Origin of the sequence: Streptomyces sp. SYP-A7185 (genome assembly GCF_046103685.1) — a bacterium.
Taxonomy (GTDB): Bacteria; Actinomycetota; Actinomycetes; order Streptomycetales; family Streptomycetaceae; genus Streptomyces.
This window is the reverse complement of sequence record NZ_CP122310.1, coordinates 6,400,655-6,419,574: the sequence shown is the minus strand read 5'-3', so window position 1 is coordinate 6,419,574 and position 18,920 is coordinate 6,400,655. Positions and strand designations below refer to the sequence as shown.

The 18,920-nt window shown below is 71.1% G+C and carries 9 protein-coding genes; 8 read left to right on the top strand and 1 reads right to left on the bottom strand.

Annotated features, from left to right (window positions below; all coding sequences use genetic code 11):
* The first annotated feature begins 227 nt into the window (after positions 1 to 227).
* The 4 genes from QBL25_RS28300 (at position 228) to QBL25_RS28285 (ending at position 8,762) form a co-directional block, all read left to right on the top strand.
* The gene (locus tag QBL25_RS28300) at positions 228 to 2,261 is read left to right on the top strand and encodes an ABC transporter ATP-binding protein (RefSeq protein WP_409059783.1); all 2,034 of its coding nucleotides are present in this window, start codon (positions 228 to 230) and stop codon (positions 2,259 to 2,261) included.
* On the top strand, positions 2,258 to 4,378 hold the full coding sequence (locus QBL25_RS28295; protein WP_409059782.1) for an ATP-binding cassette domain-containing protein: 2,121 nt from the start codon (positions 2,258 to 2,260) through the stop codon (positions 4,376 to 4,378). Before QBL25_RS28300 ends, QBL25_RS28295 begins: the two co-directional genes overlap by 4 nt.
* A gap of 418 nt (positions 4,379 to 4,796) precedes the next feature.
* Positions 4,797 to 6,854 carry a M4 family metallopeptidase gene (locus QBL25_RS28290; protein WP_409059781.1) on the top strand — a complete coding sequence of 686 codons (2,058 nt, stop codon included), beginning with the start codon at positions 4,797 to 4,799 and terminating at the stop codon, positions 6,852 to 6,854.
* Between the two features lie 273 nt (positions 6,855 to 7,127).
* A complete protein-coding gene (locus QBL25_RS28285) occupies positions 7,128 to 8,762 on the top strand; it encodes a M4 family metallopeptidase (RefSeq protein ID WP_409059780.1) in 1,635 nt (544 codons plus the stop codon).
* Positions 8,763 to 8,829: 67 nt separating this feature from the next.
* Here the strand turns inward: QBL25_RS28285 and glgP are convergent, their stop codons facing one another.
* Positions 8,830 to 11,460 carry an alpha-glucan family phosphorylase gene (gene glgP / locus QBL25_RS28280; RefSeq protein ID WP_409059779.1) on the bottom strand — a complete coding sequence of 877 codons (2,631 nt, stop codon included), beginning with the start codon at positions 11,458 to 11,460 and terminating at the stop codon, positions 8,830 to 8,832.
* A 401-nt stretch (positions 11,461 to 11,861) separates the two neighbouring features.
* Between glgP and QBL25_RS28275 the strand changes: the two genes are divergently transcribed.
* From QBL25_RS28275 to QBL25_RS28260, 4 genes are all read left to right on the top strand, one after another.
* Positions 11,862 to 13,076, top strand: coding sequence for a S8 family peptidase (locus QBL25_RS28275; protein ID WP_409059778.1), 1,215 nt, complete (start codon positions 11,862 to 11,864; stop codon positions 13,074 to 13,076).
* Positions 13,077 to 13,422: 346 nt separating this feature from the next.
* Entirely contained in the window at positions 13,423 to 15,615 is a 2,193-nt protein-coding gene (locus QBL25_RS28270) for a maltotransferase domain-containing protein (RefSeq protein ID WP_409059777.1), read from the top strand.
* Positions 15,612 to 17,312: a maltose alpha-D-glucosyltransferase gene (gene treS / locus QBL25_RS28265; RefSeq protein WP_409059776.1), complete on the top strand. Its 1,701-nt coding sequence runs from the start codon at positions 15,612 to 15,614 to the stop codon at positions 17,310 to 17,312. The genes QBL25_RS28270 and treS overlap by 4 nt, the downstream gene beginning before the upstream one ends.
* A 119-nt stretch (positions 17,313 to 17,431) precedes the next feature.
* Positions 17,432 to 18,853 (top strand): maltokinase N-terminal cap-like domain-containing protein, encoded by a 1,422-nt coding sequence (locus tag QBL25_RS28260; RefSeq protein ID WP_409059775.1) that lies wholly within the window; start codon positions 17,432 to 17,434, stop codon positions 18,851 to 18,853.
* Positions 18,854 to 18,920 lie beyond the last annotated feature (67 nt).

The window sequence follows — 18,920 nt, the reverse complement described above, 5'->3', positions numbered from 1 at the left end:
GCGGGGGTCCGGGCATCGCCCATCGCGCTCGAACGGACATCAGCCGATCGGTTGATGGCGGGGTACGACTTCACCGGCGCGGCCCGGTCCGCCGGGCGGCGGCCGGGAGCGGGGTCCGGGAGGGAGCGGGGTCCCGGAGCGGGGTCCGGGACTAGGACCAGCGGACGAGCGGGGACGGGTCAAAACTCGGTGGGTTCTGTCAGCGGCCGTCCGTAGGCTCGCTCCTGATGCCGAAACCAGATGCACCGACCAAGGAACCCGTCGGGAAGCTAGTTCAGGAGCCGGTCCGGGAGCCGGTCCAGGAGCCGGCCGGGCACCCCACCGGGGAGCCGGGCCGGGAGCGGTCCGCCGCACGGACGCTGCTGCGCCTGTGGCCGTACGTCCGGCCCGTCCGGACCCGTCTGTTCAGCGCCGCGTTCGTCGCCGTCGTCGCCTCCTGTACGGGGCTCGTCTTCCCCCTCGTACTGAAGTGGCTGGTGGACGGGCCGGTGGCGGACCGGGATCTTCGCGGGGTGTGGATCGGGGCGCTGCTCCTGCTGCTGCTCGGCATCGCGGAGGCGCTGCTCTTCGGCCTCCGGCGGTGGCTCGTGGCACGGCCGCTCGCCTCGGTCGAGGCGGCGATGCGGGCGGACCTCTACCGCCATCTTCAGCGGCTGCCGGTGGCCTTCCACGACCGGTGGGCCTCGGGCCAGCTCCTTTCGCGCGGCACGACCGATCTGATGCTGCTGCGGATGTTCCTGGCCTTCCCGCTGACGTTCCTGATCGTGAACGGCACGACGATCCTGGTCGGCATGGCCATCCTGCTGGCGCAGGACTGGGCGCTCGGCCTGGTGCTGCTGACCCCGCTGCTGCCGCTGATGATCGTCGCCGCGTACTTCGAGGGCCGGTACATGGCGGTGGCGCGGCGGGCGCAGGACCAGGTCGGCGATCTGACGACGGTCGTCGAGGAGAGCGTGCTCGGCATCCGCATCATCAAGGGCTTCGGCCGCCACCGCAGCCAGGCGCGGGCCTTCCGCGAGCTGTCGCACACGCTGCGGGGCACGGAGCTGGCCAAGGCGCGGCTGCTCGCCGCGATCAACGCCGTCATCATGACGCTGCCGGAACTCGCGATCGGCGCGGCGCTCGTCCTCGGGACGGTGGAGGTGGCGGACGGGAACCTGTCCACGGGCACGCTGGTCGCCTTCCTCTCCACGGCCCTTGCGCTGCGCTGGCCGGTGGAGTCGATCGGGTTCCTGCTCGCGATGAGCCAGGAGTCGGCGACGGCCACGGAGCGGTACTTCGAGGTGATGGACGCGGAGCCGGAGTCGGAGCGGGTGGCGGAGCTGGAGCCGGCGTCGGCGTCGGGCTCGGCGTCGGAGCTGGCGTCGGGCTCGGCGTCGGCATCGGAGCGGGTGTCGGAGTCAGCGTCGGCGTCGGCGTCGGCGTCGGAGCAAGCCGGACTCCGCTTTCACGGGGTCGAGTTCCGCTACCCGGACGCGCCCGCCGACGCGCCGCCCGCGCTCGACCGGATCGACCTGCACGTCAGGACCGGCGAGACCCTGGCGCTGGTCGGCGCGACCGGCAGCGGCAAGACGACGCTGACGGCTCTGGTCCCCCGGCTGCACGAGGTGAGCGGCGGACGCATCACGCTGGACGGCGAGGACATCGCGGAGATGGACCGCGAGCGGCTGCGCACGCTGGTGGCGGTCGCCTTCGAGGAGCCGACGCTGTTCTCCGCTTCGGTGGGCGAGAACGTCCTGATGGGCGCGGGAGAGTCCGCGGGCGACGCGGAGTTGGGGCGTGCGCTAGACGTCTCCCAGGCCGACTTCGTCCACGCGCTCCCGCAGGGCACGGCCACCCAGGTCGGCGAGCAGGGCCTGAGCCTCTCCGGAGGTCAGCGCCAGCGGCTCGCGCTGGCCCGCGCGGTGGTCGGCGGCCCCCGCTTCCTGGTCCTGGACGACCCGCTCTCGGCGCTGGACGTCCACACGGAGGCCCTGGTGGAGGCGGCCCTGCGTCGCGTCCTGGCCGACACGACGGCCCTGGTGGTGGCCCACCGCCCGTCCACGGTCCTGCTCGCCGACCGGGTCGCGCTTCTCTCCGGCGGCAGGATCACCGCGGTGGGCACCCACCAGGAACTGCTGCGGACGAGCGGGGAGTACGCGTGGCTGATGTCGGGGGCGGAGACCGTTCCCGCGCCGGGACCGGTGGACCGGGCGGCCGCGTCCGCCGACGGGCAGATCGAGGCGGGCCCGGGGTCCGCGGAAGGGGAGGTCTCGGCATGACCGCGTCGACACCGGCGTCACGGACCACGAGCCCGGACGAGAAGGAAGACCCCCTCGCACCACCGACGGGCGAGCCAGGCGAGCCCGCGGCCTCCAACGGCTCCGAACCCGAGGCAGGCTCCGAACCCGAGACGGGATCCGAACCCGGGGCAGGCCCCAGGCCCAAGGCAGGCACCAGGTCCAAGGCGGGCTCCGGGCCCGAAGCAGACTCCGGACCCGGAACAGGATCCCGACCCGAAGCAGGCTCCGAACCCGCGGCAGGATCCGGAGCAGGGACGGGATCCGGACCCGCAGCAGGCCCCGAACAGGGCGCTCCCGTCGACCACTTCGACAAGGACACCCTCCCCGCGCCGCCGGGCGCCACCGCCGCCCTGCTCCGGTCGCTGCTCAAGCCTCTGCGCGGGCGGGTCGTCGTCGCGACCGTGCTGCTGCTCCTCCAGCAGGCCGCCGTGCAGGGCGGGCCGCTGCTCGTCGCGTACGCCATCGACAGCGGGGTGCCCGCGGTCCGCGCGGACGACTACGGGCCGCTCGTCGCCGTCGGCATCGGCTATCTGCTCTGCGCGGCGGCATCCGGCGCGTTCCAGTACGCGTTCATCGTGGCCTCCGCCCGCGTCAACCAGGACGTGCTGCTCGACCTGCGCGGGCGGATCTTCCGGCACGCGCAGGCCCTCAGCGTGGACTTCCACGAGCGGTACACCTCGGGGCGGCTCATCTCCCGGTCCACCACCGACGTGGAGTCCCTGCGCGAACTCCTCAGCGAGGGGCTCCAGGAGCTGGTCACCGTCATCCTGTCCTTCGTCTACATCTCGGCGATGCTGCTCTGGCTCGACCTGAGCCTGGGCGCCGCGGCCGTGGTGTCGTTCGTGCCGCTCTACCTCCTCGTACGCCGCTACCAGCGCCGCGCGGGCCCCCTCTTCGGGAAGCGCTCCACGGCGATCGCCTCCGTCATCGTGAAGTTCGCCGAGACGATGAACGGCATCCGCCCGGTGCGCGCGTTCCGGCGCGAGCGCGCCAACGAGGCGGAGTTCGGCGTGCTCAACCGGCACCACGAGCGGGCCAACGGCGACGCCATGCTGGAGATGGCCCGTTACGTGGTCGGCTCCCGGCTCGTCGCCAACACCGCCGTCGCGGGCATCGTCCTGTGGGGCGCTCATCGCGTCACCGACGGCACCCTCGCGCTCGGCGTCCTCGCCGCGGCCGTGCTCTACCTGCGGCGCCTGTACGACCCGATCGACCGGCTCGGCATGTTCCTGAACTCCTACCAGTCCGCCGCCGCGTCCCTGGAGAAGGTCGCCGGGCTCCTCGCCCAGACGCCCTCCGTGCCCGAGCCGCACCCCGACCGCGCCCGCCCGCTGCCCGCCCTCGCCTCCGAACACCCGGGCCGCGAGGTCGACTTCGACGGCGTGCGGTTCGCCTACCGCACCGGCGGCGAGGTCCTGCCCCGCTTCGACCTGACGCTGCCCGCCGGGCAGACCGTCGCCGTCGTCGGCTCCACCGGCGCCGGAAAGTCGACGCTCGCCAAGCTGCTCGCCCGCTTCTACGACCCGACGGAGGGCCGCGTCCTGCTCGACGGGGTCGACCTGCGGGATCTCGCCAACGCGGAGCTGCGGCGCGGCGTGGTGATGGTGACGCAGGAGGCCTTCCTCTTCTCCGGGACCGTCGCCGAGAACATCGCCATCGGCCGCCCGGACGCCACCCGCGAGGACATCGAGCGGGCCGCGAAGGCGATCGGCGCGCACGACTTCATCGCGTCCCTGCCCGACGGCTACGACACCGACGTACGCAAGCGGGGCGGCCGTATCTCCGCAGGTCAGCGCCAGCTCGTCGCCTTCGCGCGGGCGCTGCTCGCCGACCCCGCGGTGCTGATCCTCGACGAGGCGACCAGCTCGCTCGACATCCCGGGCGAGCGGGCGGTGCAGCGCGCCATGCACACCGTGCTGCGCGGCAGGACCGCCGTGGTGATCGCCCACCGGCTCTCCACGGTGGAGATCGCCGACCGGGTGCTCGTGATGGAGCACGGCCGTGTCGTGGAGGACGGCACCCCGGACGAACTCATCGCGGGAAGCGGGGCGTTCGCGGATCTGCACCGGGCGTGGCGGGACAGCGTGGTGGGGTGAAAGACGGGCACAGTGGTGTCCACGGCGTCCCCCGTCCCTCTGCCACGCGCCGGCCCCGACTCGGCTGAAACCAGGGGCGGTCGGGGTAGGGAATCAGCCACACCGTTCCGGACGCCGGCGGCGGGCTCTCCTCGAACAATCCGAAGTGCTTCACCCTGCGCGACCCCTCCGTATATCGAACGTGGGCCACCGGGCAGCGGGCAATTTCCGGCCAACTCTTGACGCACCCCTGACAAACAGAGCGAGCCGGTGCCACTCTTCCCCTCGATTCCCAGCACCACCCTGTTCCACCACTGCTCCACCCCTGCTCCACCGTGCGTCATCCCTGCTCCACGTTCTGCCTTGTTCTGCCCGGACGGCACGACCGCGCCGCCCGGTCCCCCTGGCCGCGTATCCCGCGGCCACGCAGAAGGAGTCCGTGTTGAGAAGCACCTCTCACAGACCTGCCTCCCACAGACGCGCCACCGCCGCCGGCGCCCTGACCGCCGTCGCCGCCCTCGTCGCGGTGGCCTTCCAGACGGGCCCGGCATCCGCCGACGACCCCGCGATATCGGCGGCCAAGGCCCCGGCCGCCGCGAAGATAGGCAAGGCCGACCCCGGCTCCCTGCCCGTGAAGCTCACTCCCGCCCAGCGTGCGGCGCTCCTCAAGGACGCCAACGCCACCAAGGCGGACACGGCCAAGGACCTGGGGCTCGGCGCCAAGGAGAAGCTCGTCGTCCGTGACGTCACCAAGGACGGCGACGGCACGACCCACACCCGCTACGAGCGCACCTACGACGGCCTGCCCGTCCTCGGCGGCGACCTGGTGGTCGACGAGGCGAAGTCCGGGAAGACCGAAGGCGTCACCAAGGCCGCCAAGGCCGAGCTCAAGGGTGTCGACACCAGCGCCGACGTGAAGGCGGCGACCGCCGAGAAGCAGGCGCTCGGCGCGGCGAAGGCCGAGGGATCCAAGAAGACCGACGCGGACCGCGCGCCGCGCAAGGTCGTCTGGATGGCCAAGGGCGAGCCGACCCTCGCGTACGAGACCGTGGTCGGCGGGTTGCAGCACGACGGCACCCCGAACGAGCTGCACGTCATCACGGACGCGGCCACCGGCAAGAAGCTCTTCCAGTGGCAGGGCGTCGAGAACGGCACGGGCAACACGCAGTACAGCGGTCAGGTCACCGTGGGCAGCACCCAGTCGGGGTCGAACTACACCCTGACCGACACCGCTCGCGGCAGCCACAAGACGTACAACCTCAACCGCGGCACGTCCGGCACCGGCACGCTCTTCAGTGGCCCGGACGACGTGTGGGGCAACGGCCAGGCCTCCAACGCGGAGACCGCGGGCGCGGACGCCGCCTACGGCGCCCAGCTGACGTGGGACTACTACAAGAACGTGCACGGCCGCAGCGGCATCCGCGGAGACGGCGTCGGCGCCTACTCCCGGGTCCACTACGGCAACAACTACGTCAACGCGTTCTGGCAGGACTCCTGCTTCTGCATGACGTACGGCGACGGCTCCGGCAACGCCAAGCCGCTGACGTCCATCGACGTGGCGGCCCACGAGATGACGCACGGCGTCACCGCCGCGACCGGCAACATGACCTACAGCGGCGAGTCCGGTGGCCTGAACGAGGCGACGTCGGACATCTTCGCGGCGGCCGTGGAGTTCAACGCCAACAACGCGCAGGACAAGGGCGACTACCTCGTCGGCGAGAAGATCGACATCAACGGCAACGGCACGCCGCTGCGCTACATGGACAAGCCCTCCAAGGACGGCGGCTCCAAGGACTCCTGGTACTCGGGCATCGGCAACATCGACGTCCACTACTCGTCCGGTGTCGCCAACCACTTCTACTACCTGCTGAGCGAGGGCAGCGGCGCCAAGGTGGTCAACGGCGTCTCGTACGACTCGCCCACCTCGGACGGCCTGCCCGTGACCGGTATCGGTCGTGACAAGGCGTCGCTCATCTGGTACAAGGCGCTGACGACGAAGTTCACCACGACCACCAACTACGCGGCGGCCCGCACCGGCACCCTCGCGGTCGCCGGCGAGCTGTACGGCACCACCAGCGCCGAGTACGCGGCGGTGGCCCACGCGTGGGCCGGCGTCAACGTCGGTTCGCGGCCCGGTGGCGGCGGTGGCACGGACTTCGAGAACACCACCGACGTCGCCATCCCGGACAACGGAGCGGCCGTCACCTCGTCGGTCACCGTCACCGGACGCACGGGCAACGCGCCCGCCGCGCTGAAGGTCGGCGTCGACATCGTGCACACCTGGCGCGGTGACCTGGTCGTCGACCTGGTGGCCCCGGACGGTTCGACGTACCGCCTGAAGAACTCCAGCGCGAACGACTCGGCGGACAACATCGTGGAGACCTACACGGTCAACGCGTCGTCCGAGGTGGCCAACGGCACCTGGAAGCTGAAGGTCCAGGACGTGGCCGCGCAGGACGTCGGCCGCATCAACAGCTGGAAGCTGACGTTCCCGTAAACCGGTAGGTACACGCACCGACTTGCGCCGCTCCGGGTGGACCGACTCCCCGGGGCGGCGCAGCCATGTGCGCAACACCCCGTTCGCATTGCGTACATGGACCTTCGCTCAACGAACGAATTCCGGCCAACCTGCGGTCAGGTACCTGACATGCACCTTGCTCAACTGACACTCTTCCCTCGCACGACACAACTGAACATCTGTACACCCGCACCGCATCTTTCAGTTCGGACGGTCCCCATGCCGTCCGGACCCCCCACAGAAGGAGCATGCGTGACCCCCCACATATCCCGGAAGCGCTCCACGCTGGCCATCGCCACCGCCGTCGCCGCCGGAGCACTGCTCGCCGGCGGACTGGCCACCGGAGCCTCCGCGCAGCCCGACCGGGCCGCGGCACCCGCCGGATCGCCCATCGCGCTCTCCTCCACCGCCCGCGCCGGCCTGCTCCAGGACGCGAACGCGGACAAGGCGGCCACCGCCGAGAAGATCGGCCTCGGCGCCAAGGAGAAGCTCGTCGTCCGTGACGTCGTCAAGGACCGCGACGGCACCACGCACACCCGCTACGAGCGCACCTACGACGGCCTGCCCGTCCTCGGCGGCGACCTCGTCGTGCACACCGCGAAGAGCGGCTCGGTCAAGAGCGTGACCAAGGCGGCCAAGGCCACCATCAAGGTCGCCTCCACCTCGGCGAAGATCGGGGCCACGTCGGCCGCGAAGTCCGCCGAGTCGACCGCGGCGAAGTCCGGCGACACCGAGAAGGCCGACGCGCAGACCCCGCGCAAGGTCGTCTGGGCCGCCTCCGGCAAGCCGGTCCTCGCCCACGAGACCGTCGTCACCGGCGTCCAGAAGGACGGCACGCCCAGCAAGCTGCACGTCATCACCGACGCGGCCACGGGCAAGAAGCTCTTCCAGTACCAGGCCATCGAGAACGGCGCCGGCCACAGCCAGTACAGCGGCGACGTCGAGATCGGCTCGAAGAAGGGCACCAGCGGCTTCGACCTGACCGACGACGCGCGCGGCGGGCACTCGACGTTCGACCTGAACCACGGTCAGAGCGGCGAGGGCAAGCTCGTCACGGACGACGACGACACCTGGGGCACCGGAAAGCCGGACGACGCCCAGACCGCCGCCGTCGACGCCGCCTACGGCGCCCAGTTGACCTGGGACTACTACAAGGCCGTGCACGGCCGCGAAGGCATCAAGGGCGACGGCAAGGGCGCGACCTCACGCGTCCACTACGGCAACGCCTACGTCAACGCGTTCTGGGACGACAGCTGCTTCTGCATGACGTACGGCGACGGCGAGGGCGACAAGAAGCCCCTGACGTCGATCGACGTCGCGGGCCACGAGATGACGCACGGCGTCACCGCGGCCACCGGCAACATGGAGTACAGCGGTGAGTCGGGCGGTCTGAACGAGGCCACGTCGGACATCTTCGGCTCCGCCGTCGAGTTCAACGCCAAGAACGCCGAGGACGTCGGCGACTACCTCGTCGGCGAGAAGATCGACATCAACGGCGACGGCTCGCCGCTGCGCTACATGGACAAGCCCTCCAAGGACGGCCAGTCCCTGGACAACTGGAGCGCGGACGCGGGCAACGTGGACGTCCACTACTCCTCGGGCATCGCCAACCACTTCTTCTACCTGCTGGCCGAGGGCAGCGGCGCGAAGGAGATCAACGGCGTCAAGTACGACTCCCCGACGGCCGACGGCTCCAAGGTCGAGGGCATCGGCAGGGACAAGGCCGAGAAGATCTGGTTCAAGGCCCTGACGTCGTACTTCACCACGACGACGGACTACAAGGCGGCCCGTGAGGGCACGCTGAGCGCCGCGAAGGACCTCTTCGGCGCGGACTCCGCCGAGTACAAGGGCGTGGACGCGGCCTGGGCCGGCGTCAACGTCAAGTAACTCCCCGTACGGGACGCCGGGCGGGCCGGGATCTTCCGGCCCGCCCGGCGTTCGCGGTCGCGGCGGCCTACCGCAGCAGCACCCCGGCGGCCTCGCCCGTGCCCTCCGACGGGACCGCCACCAGGCCCAGGTCCGCTCCGGTGGCCAGGAGGCGGTGGGCCGGCAGGATGCGGACGGTGTAGCCGAACGGGCCCGTCCGGTCCAGGGCCAGCGGGCCCTCGTAGAGGCGGCGGCCCTCCGCGTCCGGGCCGCCCACGGGCTTCAGCGGGACCGGGCTCGCGTCGGCGATGACGTCCTCCGGGTCGACGCGGCCCGCGATCGTCTGGACCTCCACGTCGTCCGGGGTCAGCTCGCCCAGGTGGACGCGGACCCGCAGCGCGAGCGTGGCGCCCAGTTCGGCGGTGGCGCCCGTCGCCGACGCCTCGACGTGGTCGACGGCCACCCGCGGCCAGGCGGCACGCACCCGCGCCTTCCATGCGGCCAGCTCCGCCGCGGCGTCCACGCCCAGGGTGCGGTGCGCCCGCGCGGCGGGCACGTACAGCTGCTCCACGTAGTCACGCACCATCCGCCCCGCGAGGACCTTCGGGCCCAGCCGGGTCAGCGTCCTGCGCACCATCTCGATCCACCGGTCGGGCAGGCCGCCGGGCCCCTGCTCGTAGAAGCGGGGCGCGATCCTGCGCTCCAGGAGGTCGTACAGCGCCGCGGCCTCCAGGTCGTCGCGCCGGTCGTCGTCCGTCGCCGCGCCGTCCGCCGTCGGGATGGCCCATCCGAAGTCCGGCTCGAACCACTCGTCCCACCAGCCGTCGAGCACCGACAGGTTGAGGCAGCCGTTCAGGGCGGCCTTCATCCCGCTCGTCCCGCACGCCTCCAGGGGGCGCAGCGGGTTGTTCAGCCAGACGTCGCACCCCGGATACAGCTTCTGCGCCATCGCCATGCCGTAGTCCGGCAGGAACACGATCCGCTGCCGCACCCGCGGATCGTCCGTGAAGCGCACCAGCTCCTGGATGAGCCGCTTGCCCCCGTCGTCCGCCGGATGCGCCTTGCCCGCCACCACGATCTGCACGGGCCGCTCCGGATGCGTGAGCAGCTCCATCAGCCGGTCCCGGTCCCGCAGCATCAGCGTCAGCCGCTTGTACGAGGGGACGCGGCGCGCGAAGCCGATGGTCAGGACGTCGGGGTCGAGCACCTCGTCGATCCAGCCCAGCTCGGCGCTCGCCGCGCCCCGCTGCCGCCACGACGCGTAGAGCCGCTGCCTGACCTCGGCCACCAGCTGGCCGCGCAGTTCCCGCCGCAGCTCCCAGATGTCCGCGTCCTGGATGTCGGCGACCGCGTCCCACCGGTCCGAACCGCCCACCGACAGCGCGTCCTCGGTGCGCTGCGCGCCGATCTGGCGGGCGCCGAGGCGGAAGACCTCGGGAGCGACCCAGGTCGGGGCGTGCACGCCGTTCGTGACGGAGGCGATCGGCACCTCTTCGGCGTCGAAGCCCGGCCACAGGCCCGCGAACATCTCGCGGCTCACCTTGCCGTGCAGGGTGGAGACGCCGTTGGCGCGGCTTCCCAGACGCAGGCCCATCACCGCCATGTTGAAGAGGTTGGGCTCACCGCCGGGATAGGTCTCCATGCCCAGGCGCAGGATCCGTTCGACGTCGATGCGGGGCAGTTCGGCGTCGGGGCCGAAGTGCCGGGCGACGAGTTCACGGTCGAAGCGGTCGATGCCGGCGGGCACGGGCGTGTGCGTGGTGAAGACGGTCCCGGCCCGCACGGCTTCCAGGGACGCCTCGAACTCCACGCCTTCAAGGGCCAGTTCGTGGATGCGCTCCAGGCCGAGGAAGCCCGCGTGGCCTTCGTTCGTGTGGAAGACCTCGGGCTCGGGGTGTCCGCTGAGCCGGCAGTACGTCCGGATGGCGCGCACCCCGCCGATGCCGAGCAGCATTTCCTGGAGCAGCCGGTGCTCGCTGCCGCCGCCGTAGAGCCGGTCGGTCACCTCGCGGGCCGCGGGGTCGTTCTCCTCGACGTCCGAGTCGAGCATGAGCAGCGGTACGCGCCCGACGCTGGCGTGCCAGACGTGGGCGCGCAGCGCACGTCCGCCGGGCAGCGCGATGGCCACCAGGCTCGGGGTGCCGTCCGCCTCGCGCAGGAGCGAGAGGGGCAGCTCGTTCGGGTCGAGCACCGGGTAGGTCTCCTGCTGCCAGCCGTCGCGCGACAGCGACTGGTGGAAGTAGCCGTGCCGGTAGAGCAGCCCGACCCCGATGAGCGGGAGCCCGAGGTCGCTGGCCGCCTTCAGGTGGTCGCCCGCGAGGATGCCGAGCCCGCCGGAGTACTGCGGCAGGGCGGCGGTGATGCCGAACTCGGGCGAGAAGTACGCGACGGCGCGCGGCAGTTCGCCCCCGCGCTCGGCGGACTGCGCCTGGTACCAGCGCGCCCCGGTGACGTACTCCCGCAGCCCGTCCGAGGCCTCGGCGAGCCGCCGCAGGAAGTCCGCGTCCCCGGCCAGCTCGGTCAGGCGCGCGGGCGACACGCCGCCGAGCAGCCGCACGGGGTCGCAGCCCGACGCGGCCCACTGCCCGGGGTCGACGGAGGCGAACAGGTCACGGGTGTCCGGGTGCCAGGACCAGCGCAGATTGCGCGCCAGCTCCGACAGCGGGGTGAGGGGTTCGGGGAGGGCGGGACGTACGGTGAATCGACGGATGGCCTTCACAGCGACTCCACCTCTACGGGGAATGCGTTACGTATGCGACCGACGCGTCAACGGTAGCGGCGTTGGCCCCCGGCAACCACGGCGCACGAGCGGCCCCGGAGAACGCCTCCGCACCCCTGCCGCCGTCACCTCGCCGTCACGCCGCCGGACACTCTCCCCGCGGACGGTCACCCGTTGGTCCCGCACCTGACGGAGGCGTCCCGAACACGTCCGGAAATCGGCGCAACCCTCACAGCACCCCCACCCGCCGGTATGGCCGATTCCCCCACGCCGTGTGGTCTTGTAGGCCCTCACGCCGCACGAGAGGCTGCCAAGTGGTGCTCGTGGAGGATACGGGGAAACCGGCACCGACCCCTCCAACTCCACGAGAATCACGTCAAGTTGGGGAGGGAATCCAGCGCATGACTCTGTCGCGAACGAAGCGTCTGCGGTGGGCCGGGGCCGTCACCGCCGCCACCACGGCGGCGGTGCTTTCGGCCAGCACGCTGCCCGCACACGCCGCTCCCGCCGATCCCCCGCTCGGGGAGATACTCGGCGCCGGGGAGCCCGGTTCCATCAGCGGAAGTTACATCGTCACGCTCAAGGGCGGGACCGACGCCCCGTCGGACGCGGGCAAGGGACTCGCCGCGAAGTACGGGGCGGAAATAAGCCACACCTACGACACCGCCCTCAACGGCTATGCGGTGAAAGCCGGTTCGGACGAGGCCAAGAGACTCGCGGGGGACGCGAACGTCGCCTCCGTCGTCCAGGACAGCACCGTGACCCTGGACGGCACCCAGAGCGATCCGCCCTCCTGGGGGCTCGACCGGATCGACCAGAAGGCCCTGCCGCTCGACAACTCCTACACCTCTCCCGACTCCGCGGGGCAGGGTGTGACGGCGTACGTCATCGACACCGGGATCCGCGCCTCGCACGCGGACTTCGGCGGACGTGCCCGCAGCGGCTGGGACTTCGTCGACGGCGACGCCACGGCCCAGGACGGGAACGGACACGGCACGCACGTCTCGGCGACCGTCGCCGGCGCGAGCCACGGCGTGGCCAAGAAGGCCGACGTCGTGGGCGTCAGGGTGCTCGACGACGCGGGGTCGGGGACGACCGCGCAGGTCATCGCGGGCATCGACTGGGTGACCAAGCACGCGAAGAAGCCCGCCGTCGCCAACCTCAGCCTCGGCGGCACCGCCAACGCCCAACTGGACGCGGCCGTACGCAACTCCATCGCGTCGGGTGTCACGTACACGGTCGCGGCGGGGAACGACGGCCTGCCGGCGTTCCTGTTCTCGCCGGCCCGCGTGAAGGAGGCGGTCACGGTCGGCGCCACCGACACGAAGGACGCCAAGGCGGGCTTCTCCAACTGGGGAGGCAGCGTCGACCTGTTCGCGCCGGGGGTCGGCATCACCTCCGCGTGGAAGACGGACGACACGGCCACGGACACCCTGTCGGGCACCTCGATGGCCTCGCCGCACGCGGCGGGCGCGGCGGCGCTCTACCTCGCCGCCCACCCCTCGGCCACCCCGGCCGCGGTGGGCAAGGCACTGGCCGACCAAGCGGCCCCGGGCCAGGTGACGGGCGCCGGCCTCGGATCGCCGAACAAGTTGTTGCAGGTCAGCAAGCCGTAGCGCACGACGCACGACCGAACCGGCCCCGCCGCACCCGGCGGGGCCGGTTCTGCGTGTGCGGGTGCGGCCTTGCCTCTGGGGCGATCCCGAAGCACCCTCGATGGGGAGCCGGTCTTGTATGAGCCTTACGCACCAGTAGTTAACAAAGCGCCGGATTGCCCACCCGAAGTTGGTGGGAAGGCTCCCCCGGTACGCGCACGGCTCAGTACGGTCGGTCACGGCTCGGTACGGCACGGCTCAGTACGGCAGTCACGGCTCCACCACGGCCCCCACAAGCGGCATGCAGTAGCTGAACCCCTCCACACCCCGTATCCGCCTCACTCACGCAACGCGGACAGGAGCGGTAATGCCCTCAACACGCCCGTCGGCGACGCCCTCGGGAAAGGCCCCCACAAGGGTGCCCAAGTCTCCGGCACCAGAGCAGAAGTCACAGCGGGAAGCAGAGCAGGACCCGGATCAGGAGTCACCGCAGGGATCGCGGCCCGTACCACGGCAACCGGATCACCCGCGGGACCCCCGGCCGGAACCCCTCACCGGGCGCATACCCGTCCTCGACGTCGCGCCCCAGGTCCACGGCGGGAGACGGCCCGCCAAGGCGGTGCCGGGTGAGACCTTCCAGGTCACCGCCACCGTCTTCCGCGAAGGACACGAGGCGGTCGCCGCCAACGTCGTCCTGCGCGACCCGGCCGGACGCCCCGGCCCCTGGACGCCCATGCGGGAACTGGCCCCCGGCACCGACCGGTGGGGCGCGGACGTCACCCCGGACGCGGAGGGGAGATGGACGTTCACCGTCGAGGCGTGGGGCGATCCCGTGTCCCAGTGGCGCCACCACGCGCACATCAAGATCCCGGCGGGCATCGACACCGACCTCGTCCTGGAGGAAGGCGCCCGGCTGCACGAGCGCGCCGCGGCCGACGCCCCGGCGAGCAAGGGCCGCCGCGCCGTCCTCCGCGCCGCCGCCAAGGCCCTGCGCGACACGGCACGCTCCCCCGCCGCGCGCCTGGCGGCCGCCCTCACCCCCGAGGTGGACGCGGTCCTCGCCGAGCACCCCTTGCGTGAACTCGTCACCGAGAGCGCTCCGTTGCCGCTGCTGGTGGAGCGGGAGCGGGCGTTGTTCGGGTCCTGGTACGAGTTCTTCCCGCGCTCGGAGGGGGCCGTCGTGCGGGCGGGTGAGCCGCCGCGCTCGGGCACCTTGCGCACCGCCGCCGAGCGGCTGCCGGCGATCGCCGCGATGGGCTTCGACGTGGTGTACCTGCCGCCGATCCACCCCATCGGCCGCACCTTCCGCAAGGGACCCGACAACTCCCTGTCGCCCGGTCCCCACGACGTCGGCGTGCCCTGGGCGATCGGCTCGCCCGAGGGCGGCCACGACGCCGTCCACCCCGACCTGGGCACCCTGGCCGACTTCGACGCCTTCGTGGCCCGCGCCCGCGACCTGGACCTGGAGGTGGCCCTGGACTTCGCCCTCCAGTGCTCCCCCGACCACCCCTGGGTGGACAAGCACCCCGAATGGTTCCAGCACCGCGCCGACGGCAGCATCGCCTACGCCGAGAACCCGCCGAAGAAGTACCAGGACATCTACCCGCTGGCCTTCGACCGCGACATGCCGGGCCTGGTCGCCGAGACCCTACGTCTGCTGCGGTTCTGGATGGACCACGGCGTGCGTATCTTCCGCGTCGACAACCCGCACACCAAGCCGGTCGTCTTCTGGGAACAGGTCCTGGCCGACATCAACCGCACCGACCCCGACGTCCTGTTCCTGGCCGAGGCCTTCACCCGCCCGGCCATGATGCACACCCTGGCCGCCATCGGCTTCCAGCAGTCCTACACCTACTTCACCTGGCGCAACACCAAGGATGAACTGACCGACTATCTGCGCGAGTTGTCGGGCGAGACGGCCCACTTCCTCCGGCCGAACTTCTTCGTCAACACCCCCGACATCCTGCACGCCTACCTCCAGCACGGCGGACGCCCGGCCTTCGAGGCCCGCGCGGTGCTCGCCGCAACCCTCTCCCCCACGTGGGGCGTCTACAGCGGATACGAACTGTGCGAGAACGCCCCGGCGCGGGCCGACAGCGAGGAGTATCTGCATTCGGAGAAGTACGAACTGCGGCCGCGGGACTGGGAGTCCGCAGAGCGTACGGGCTCCACCATCACGCCCCTCATCACCACGCTGAACCGCGTGCGGCGCTCCAACCCCGCCCTGCGGCAACTGCGTGACCTGCACTTCCACACCACGGACCAAGAAGCGGTGATCGCGTACTCCAAGACATCCAGTGACAAGGACGGGTCGAACACGGTTCTGGTGGTCGTGAACCTCGACGCCCACCACACCCAGGAGGCCACGGTCTCGTTGGACATGCCGAAACTCGGCCTCCACTGGCACGAGACCGTGCCGGTGCGCGACGAGCTCACCGGCGACACCTATCACTGGGGCAGGGCCAACTATGTGCGCCTCGAGCCGGGCCGCGCGCCCGCGCACATCTTCCGCGTCCTGCGACCGTCCTCACCGTTGATCGGAGGGTCACCCACACCATGATCATCAACGAGCCCGTCCAGGACACATTCGAGGACACGCCCGCCAAGGACCGAGACCCCGAGTGGTTCAAGCGCGCCGTCTTCTACGAAGTCCTCGTCCGCTCCTTCCAGGACAGCAACGGCGACGGCATCGGCGACCTCAAGGGGATCACCGCCAAGCTGGACTATCTGCAATGGCTGGGCGTGGACTGCCTGTGGCTGCCGCCGTTCTTCAAATCGCCGTTGCGGGACGGCGGTTACGACGTGTCGGACTACACCGCCGTCCTGCCCGAGTTCGGGGATCTCGCCGACTTCGTGGAGTTCGTGGACTCCGCGCATCAGCGGGGCATGCGCGTGATCATCGACTTCGTCATGAACCACACCAGCGACCAGCACCCGTGGTTCCAGCAGTCCCGCACCGACCCCGAAGGCCCCTACGGCGACTACTACGTCTGGGCCGACGACGACAAGCAGTACCAGGACGCCCGCATCATCTTCGTCGACACCGAAGCCTCCAACTGGACCTTCGACCCGGTGCGCAAGCAGTACTTCTGGCACCGCTTCTTCTCCCACCAGCCCGACCTCAACTACGAGAACCCGGCCGTCCAGGAAGAGATCATCTCCGCCCTGCGGTTCTGGCTCGACCTGGGCATCGACGGCTTCCGCCTGGACGCCGTGCCCTACCTCTTCGCCGAAGAGGGCACCAACTGCGAAAACCTCCCCCGCTCCCACGGCCTCCTCAAACGGGTGCGCGCCGAGATCGACGCCCACTACCCCGACACCGTGCTGCTCGCCGAAGCCAACCAGTGGCCCGAAGACGTCGTCGACTACTTCGGCGACTTCAAGGACGGCGGCGACGAATGCCACATGGCCTTCCACTTCCCCGTCATGCCCCGCATCTTCATGGCCGTGCGCCGCGAATCGCGCTATCCGGTCTCGGAGATCCTGACCAAGACGCCGGCCATTCCCTCGGGCTGCCAGTGGGGCATCTTCCTGCGCAACCACGACGAGCTCACCCTCGAAATGGTCACCGACGAAGAGCGCGACTACATGTACGCGGAATACGCCAAAGACCCCCGCATGCGCGCCAACATCGGCATCCGCCGCCGCCTGGCCCCCCTCCTGGACAACGACCGCAACCAGATCGAACTGTTCACCGCCCTGCTCCTGTCCCTGCCCGGCTCCCCGATCCTCTACTACGGCGACGAGATCGGCATGGGCGACAACATCTGGCTCGGCGACCGCGACGCCGTGCGCACCCCCATGCAGTGGACACCCGACCGCAACGCCGGCTTCTCCTCCTGCGACCCCGGACGCCTCTACCTCCCCACGATCATGGACCCCGTCTACGGCTACCAGGTCACCAACGTCGAAGCCTCCATGTCCTCCCCGTCCTCACTGCTCCACTGGACCCGGCGGATGATCGAGATCCGCAAGCAGAACCCCGCCTTCGGACTCGGCTCGTACACGGAACTTCCGTCGTCGAACCCGGCGGTGATCGCGTTCCTGCGCGAGTACAAGGACGACCTGGTGCTGTGCGTGCACAACTTCTCGCGGTTCGCGCAGCCGACGGAACTGGATCTCCAGACCTTCAACGGCAGGCACCCGGTGGAGCTGATCGGCGGGGTGCGCTTCCCGGCCATCGGTGAACTCCCGTACCTGCTGACGCTGGCCGGACATGGCTTCTACTGGTTCCGGCTGCGCAGGGACGCCGCGTAGGCTCCACCCCTGCCGTTCCCGGGCGGGGCGTTTCCACCGCCCCGCCCTGGGAACTCTCCCCGCACAACCGGCACTCCCGCACTTCTCCCTTGTCCGCACCGCGGAAAGGACGCGACGCCATGTCGGAAGCCGTCACCCGCCCGGGCATCACCGCGGACGCGCTGCTCGCCTCGCTCGATCCGCTGCTGCGCCCGTGGCTGCCACGGCAGCGCTGGTTCGCGGGCAAAGGCCGCCCCATCTCCGAGTTCACCGTGACCTCGGTGACCGAACTGCTGCCGCCCACCGCCGACTCCGGCCTCCTGCACCTGCTCGTACGGGTGCGGCAGCCCCACGTGCCCGGGCAGACCGGCGGCGCGCCGCCCCCGCCCGCCGACTGCTATCAGCTCCTCGTCGGGGTACGCCGTGAGCTGCCGACCCGGCTCGCACCCGCCCTGATCGGCCATGTGACGCAGGGGCCGCTGTCCGGGTTCACGGTCTACGAGGCGCTGCACGACTCCCGTATGTCCGGCTTCCTCCTCGAGGCGCTGCGGATGCGGGCGCGCATCGGCGGGCTCCGCTTCGAGCGTGACCCGCACAAGGACATAGGAGCAGGACTCGTCCCGCGCGTGCTCGCCGCCGAGCAGTCCAACTCCTCGCTGGTGTACGGAGATACGTTCATCCTGAAGCTGTTCCGGCGCGTGGTGCCCGGCGTCAATCCGGACCTGGAGCTGCCACTCGTCCTGTCCCGCGAGGGCTGCACGCGAGTGCCCGCGCCCGCCGCCTGGTTCCTGGGCGAGGGCAAGGACGCGACGGATGACGCATACGTCCTCGGTGTGCTCCAGCCCTATCTGAAGGGCACGGCGGACGGCTGGGAGCTGGCCCTGGAGGAACTCGACGCGGGGCGCGCGTTCAGCGGCGAGGCGCGGGCGCTCGGCCGGGTGACCGCCGAGGTGCATCTGGCGCTGGCGCACGCGCTGCCCACCGTCACGCTGGGCCGCGCCCAGATGGAACTCATCGCCGAGGGCATGGCCGACCGGCTGGACGCCGCGGCCCGGGCGGTGCCCGCCCTCCAGCCGTACGCCCCCACCCTGCGCACCACCTTTGAGGCGCTCGCCGACCTGGGGCGCGGCGAGGAGATGTGGACGGCCCAGCGCATCCACGGCGACCTGCACCTGGGGCAGTGCCTGCGCTCGCCCGCCGGGGAGTGGTCCCTCATCGACTTCGAGGGCGAGCCCTCCCGGCCACCGGCCGAGCGCAGGCTGCCGCAGCCCGCGGTGCGCGACGTGGCGGGCATGCTCCGGTCCTTCGACTACGCGGCACGCTCCCGGCAGCCGTGGGCTCCGCAGTGGGCGGGCGACTGCCGGGCGGCGTACTGCGCCGGGTACGCGGAGGTCGCGGGCCGCGATCCGCGCATGGACCCGGTGCTGCTGCGCGCCTACGAAACGGACAAGGCGGTCTACGAGGTCCTCTACGAGGCCCGCCACCGCCCCGACTGGCTCCCCGTCCCCCTCGCCGCGATCCGGCGCCTCGCCACGAACGGCCCCGCCACCGAAGCCCACTGACCCGCCATCGCCTTGGAGGCTCCCCCGTGACCCCCCGCCCGCAGCCGCGCAAACCGTCCGACGAGGC